Below are 5,470 nucleotides of genomic sequence, written 5' to 3'. Positions count from 1 at the left end.
GTGGTGTTTTTTAGATGACGAACAGGTCGACAAACCGGTTCACGGGCGTGGCCTCAAGCTTCGCCTGATCCTTGCACAGCGCAAAAATCTCGGCGCTGCGCTGCGCAGTAAACCGGGTCGTCAGGTTGGCCTTGAACTTGTCTTCCAGCAACGGAATGCCATCCACCCGACGACGACGGTGACCAATCGGGTACTCCACAGCCACCTGTTCGGTACTGGACCCATCCTTGAAGAACACCTGCACCGCATTGGCGATGGAGCGCTTGTCGGCCTCCAGGTACTCGCGGCTGTAGCGCGGGGCTTCGACGATGACCATCTTCTCCCGCAATTCATCAATGATCGGATGGGCCGCGTGGAACTCATCTTCGTATTGCTCGGCCACCAGGTTGCCAAACGCCAGCGGCACGGCGGTCATGTATTGCAGGCAGTGATCACGGTCGGCCGCATTGGCCAACTGCCCGACTTTGGAAATGATGCGAATCGCCGACTCGTGGGTGGTGATGACAATCCTGTCGATCTCATGCAGGCGACTCTTCACTTGCGGGTGCAAGGTGACCGCCGCTTCACACGCGGTTTGCGCATGGAACTCGGCCGGGAAACTGATCTTGAACAGCACGTTCTCCATCACATAAGTGCCGTAGGGCTGCGACAGGCTGAAGGCGCGCTTGTCTTCGGGCTTGAGCGCCAGGTCCTTGTTGGTGTGGCTGAACAGCACGTCATAAAAGCCCCACTGCGGCGCGCTCAACACACCGGGAATCCCCATCTCGCCACGCATCGCGATGTCGGCCAGACGCACCCCGCGACTCGACGCATCCCCCGCCGCCCACGACTTGCGCGAACCGGCATTCGGCGCATGGCGATAAGTGCGCAGCGCCTGGCCGTCGACAAACGCCTGGGACAGTGCCGACAGCAGTTGCTCACGGTTGGCGCCCATCAACTTGGCGATGACGGCAGTGGAGGCGACTTTCACCAGCAGCACATGGTCCAGGCCGACGCGGTTGAAGGAGTTTTCCAGGGCGATCACGCCCTGGATTTCGTGGGCCATGATCATCGCCTCCAGCACGGCCCGTACGGTCAGCGGCGCCTCGCCGTTGGCCACGCGTTTTTGCGAGAGGTGATCGGCGACCGCGAGGATGCCACCGAGGTTATCCGACGGGTGCCCCCACTCGGCGGCGAGCCAGGTGTCGTTGTAGTCGAGCCAGCGCACGATGCAGCCGATGTCCCACGCGGCCTTGACCGGGTCCAGGCGGAACGAGGTGCCCGGCACCCGTGCGCCGAACGGCACCACCGTGCCTTCCACGATCGGCCCCAGGTGCTTGGTGCATTCCGGGAAACGCAGGGCCAGCAGGCCGCAGCCGAGGGTGTCCATCAGGCAGTTGCGGGCGGTGTCCAGGGCATCGCGGGATTCGATCCTGAAGTTCAGGACGTAGTCGGCGATATCCTGCAGGACCTGGTCGTAGTCGGGGCGGTTGTTCTGGTCGACGTTGGCGCTCATGGCAGTACTCCAAAGTGGGTTAGGTGTGGTCCATCCTCAGGGTCAGGGTTGAAGTTTTATAAAAGGCAGGTCTTGGTGCCTGCCTGTTGATTGCTTAAAACGAATCGCCGGGGACGCGCACGAACCCTTCCATCAACACCCGCGCACTGCGGCTCATGATGGCTTTTTTCACGACCCATTCACCGTTGACCTGGCTGGCCTCGGCGCCTACCCGCAGCGTCCCGGACGGATGCCCGAACCGCACGGCATTGCGCTCCACGCCGCCCGCCGCCAGATTCACCAGCGTGCCGGAAATCGCCGCCGCCGTGCCAATCGCCACCGCTGCCGTGCCCATCATTGCGTGGTGCAATTTGCCCATGGACAACGCCCGCACCAACAGGTCGACATCGGCCGCCTTGATCGCCTTGCCGCTGGACGCCACGTAATCCGCAGGCCGTGCCACGAACGCAACTTTCGGTGTGTGCTGCCGCTGGGCCGCTTCGTCCAGATGCTTGATCAAGCCCATGCGCAACGCACCGTGGGCACGAATGGTTTCAAACATCGCCAGGGCCTTGGGGTCGCTATTGATCGCACCCTGCAGCTCGGTGCCGGTGTAGCCCAGGTCCTGGGCGTTGATGAAGATGGTGGGAATCCCGGCATTGATCAGGGTCGCCTTGAACGTGCCGACACCCGGCACTTCCAGATCATCCACCAGGTTACCGGTAGGGAACATCGAGCCACCGCCGCCCTCTTCTTCCGCCGCCGGGTCCATGAATTCCAGCTGCACTTCGGCGGCCGGGAAGGTCACGCCGTCGAGTTCGAAGTCGCCGGTTTCCTGCACCGCACCGTCGGTGATCGGTACGTGGGCGATGATGGTCTTGCCGATGTTCGCCTGCCACACCCGTACCACGGCCACGCCGTTGTGCGGGACGCGCGCGGCATCCACCAGGCCAGCGCTGATGGCGAACGAACCCACCGCCGCCGACAGGTTGCCGCAGTTGCCGCTCCAGTCCACGAACGGTTTGTCGATGGAAACCTGGCCGAACAGATAGTCCACGTCGTGCTCGGCGCGGGTGCTTTTGGCCAGGATCACGGTTTTGCTGGTGCTGGACGTCGCGCCGCCCATGCCGTCGATTTGCTTGTCGTACGGGTCGGGGCTGCCGATCACCCGCAACAACAGCGCATCCCGCGCCGCGCCCGGCACCTGGGCCGATTCGGGTAAATCCTTGACGCTGAAAAACACGCCTTTACTGGTACCGCCACGCATGTAGGTGGCGGGAATCTTGATCTGCGGTACGTGTGCCATGGTGGTCCTCATGGGCCGGGGCGCGAACCCCGGCCACAGTTGTCAGGCGGTAACAGCCGATTCCAGGAAGTCCTGGGCAAAACGTTGCAACACGCCGCCCGCCTCGTAGATCGACACTTCTTCAGCCGTGTCCAGGCGGCAGGTCACCGGCACCTCGACACGCTCGCCATTCTTGCGGTTGATCACCAACGTCAGTTGCGCACGCGGGGTGCGTTCGCCGATCACGTCGTAGGTTTCAGTGCCGTCGATGTTCAGGGTCTTGCGGTCGGTGCCCGGCAGGAACTCCAGGGGCAACACGCCCATGCCCACCAGGTTGGTACGGTGGATACGCTCGAAACCTTCGGCGGCAATCGCTTCCACACCCGCCAGGCGCACGCCCTTGGCCGCCCAGTCCCGGGACGAGCCCTGGCCGTAGTCGGCGCCGGCAATGATGATCAGCGGCTGCTTGCGCTCCATGTAGGTTTCGATGGCTTCCCACATGCGCGTGACCTTGCCTTCCGGCTCCAGGCGCGCCAGCGAACCCTGCTTGACCCTGCCGTCTTCGATGACCATTTCATTGAACAGTTTCGGGTTGGCGAAGGTGGCGCGCTGCGCGGTCAAGTGGTCGCCGCGGTGGGTCGCGTAAGAGTTGAAGTCGACTTCCGGCAGGCCCATTTTCGCCAGGTATTCGCCGGCGGCGCTGTCGAGCATGATCGCGTTGGACGGCGACAGGTGATCGGTGGTGATGTTGTCCGGCAGCACCGCCAGCGGACGCATGCCCTTGAGCGGACGCGCGCCGGCCAGGGCGCCTTCCCAGTACGGCGGACGACGGATATAGGTGCTCTGCGGGCGCCAGTCGTACAGCGGCGTGACTTTCGGGCCGGTGTCTTCGTGGATCGCGAACATCGGGATGTAGACCTGGCGGAACTGCTCCGGCTTGACCGATGCCTTGACCACTGCGTCGATTTCTTCGTCGCTCGGCCAGATGTCCTTCAGGCGGATTTCCTTGCCGTCGGCGTCCAGGCCCAACACATCTTTTTCAATGTCGAAACGGATGGTGCCGGCAATCGCATAGGCCACCACCAGCGGCGGCGAAGCAAGGAACGCTTGCTTGGCGTACGGGTGGATACGGCCGTCGAAGTTGCGGTTACCCGAAAGCACGGCGGTGGCGTACAGGTCGCGGTCGATGATCTCTTGCTGGATCACCGGGTCGAGTGCGCCGGACATGCCGTTGCAGGTGGTGCAGGCAAACGCCACCACGCCGAAACCCAACTGCTCCAACTCGGTGGTCAGCCCGGCTTCGTCGAGGTACATGGCGACGGTTTTCGAACCCGGTGCCAGGGACGACTTGACCCACGGCTTGCGCACCAGCCCAAGCTTATTGGCATTACGTGCCAGCAGGCCGGCAGCAATCACGTTGCGCGGGTTGCTGGTGTTGGTGCAACTGGTGATGGCGGCGATGATCACCGCGCCGTCGGGCATTTGCCCCGGCACGTCATCCCACTGGCCAGAGATGCCCTTGGCCGCCAGATCGCTGGTGGCGACGCGGGCGTGGGGGTTGCTCGGGCCGGCCATGTTGCGCACTACGCTGGACAAATCGAAGCTCAGGCCACGCTCGTATTGCGCGCCCTTGAGGTCGTCCGCCCACAGGCCGGTGTGGCGAGCGTATTGCTCGACCAGGGCGACTTGTTCGTCTTCACGGCCGGTGAGCTTGAGGTAGGCGATGGTCTGTTGGTCGATGTAGAACATCGCCGCCGTGGCGCCGTATTCCGGGGCCATGTTGGAGATGGTGGCGCGGTCGCCCAGGGTCAGTGCAGAGGCGCCTTCGCCGAAGAACTCGAGCCACGCACCCACGACCTTTTGCTTGCGCAGGAACTCGGTCAGCGCCAACACCATATCGGTGGCGGTGATGCCCGGTTGCAGTTTGCCCGTCAGCTCCACGCCGACACTTTCCGGCAGGCGCATCCACGAGGCGCGGCCGAGCATCACGCTCTCTGCTTCGAGGCCGCCAACACCGATGGCGATCACGCCCAGCGCGTCTACGTGAGGGGTGTGACTGTCGGTGCCGACGCAGGTATCCGGGAAGGCCACACCGTCACGCACCTGGATCACCGGAGACATTTTCTCCAGGTTGATCTGGTGCATGATGCCGTTGCCCGGCGGGATCACGTCGACGTTCTTGAAGGCCTTTTTGGTCCACTCGATAAAGTGGAAACGGTCTTCGTTGCGGCGGTCTTCGATGGCGCGGTTTTTCTCGAACGCCTCCGGGTCAAAGCCACCGGCTTCGACGGCCAGGGAGTGGTCGACGATCAGTTGGGTCGGCACCACCGGGTTGACCTGGGCCGGGTCACCGCCTTGCAGGGCGATTGCATCGCGCAGGCCGGCAAGGTCCACCAAGGCGGTCTGGCCGAGGATGTCGTGGCACACCACACGGGCCGGGAACCACGGGAAATCGAGGTCGCGCTTGCGCTCGATCAGTTGGCTCAGGGATGCATTGAGGGTCGCCGGGTCACAGCGACGCACCAGGTTCTCGGCGAGTACGCGGGAGGTGTACGGCAGTGTGGCGTAGGCGCCGGGGGTGATTGCATCGACCGCCGCACGGGCGTCGTAGAAATCGAGGCGGCTGCCGGGTAGCGGTTTGCGGTGTTCAGTGTTCATCGTCAGGACTCGGTCACGGTAGTTGCAAAAGGAAGAACCGGTGCTGATCCAAG

General features: G+C 63.4%; 3 protein-coding genes. All 3 read right to left on the bottom strand.

Going from position 1 to position 5,470, the window contains the following annotated elements; all coding sequences use genetic code 11:
* Positions 1 to 10: 10 nt before the first annotated feature.
* The 3 genes from prpD to acnD all read right to left on the bottom strand — a co-directional run bounded on the left by prpD (position 11) and on the right by acnD (position 5,417).
* The gene (gene prpD, locus SNL23_RS13905; RefSeq protein ID WP_318302494.1) at positions 11 to 1,495 is read right to left on the bottom strand and encodes a 2-methylcitrate dehydratase; all 1,485 of its coding nucleotides are present in this window, start codon (positions 1,493 to 1,495) and stop codon (positions 11 to 13) included.
* A 94-nt stretch (positions 1,496 to 1,589) separates the two neighbouring features.
* Complete coding sequence (prpF, locus tag SNL23_RS13900; protein WP_076014718.1) at positions 1,590 to 2,780, bottom strand: 2-methylaconitate cis-trans isomerase PrpF; 1,191 nt, start codon at positions 2,778 to 2,780, stop codon at positions 1,590 to 1,592.
* A gap of 42 nt (positions 2,781 to 2,822) precedes the next feature.
* Positions 2,823 to 5,417 (bottom strand): Fe/S-dependent 2-methylisocitrate dehydratase AcnD, encoded by a 2,595-nt coding sequence (gene acnD / locus SNL23_RS13895; RefSeq protein WP_318302493.1) that lies wholly within the window; start codon positions 5,415 to 5,417, stop codon positions 2,823 to 2,825.
* Between the last annotated feature and the right edge of the window lie 53 nt (positions 5,418 to 5,470).

The sequence above is a fragment of the Pseudomonas sp. SED1 genome, assembly GCF_034044025.1.
Classification (GTDB): domain Bacteria; phylum Pseudomonadota; class Gammaproteobacteria; order Pseudomonadales; family Pseudomonadaceae; genus Aquipseudomonas.
Note: the sequence above shows the minus strand (reverse complement) of the source record. Positions and strands in the feature narration are given on the sequence as shown.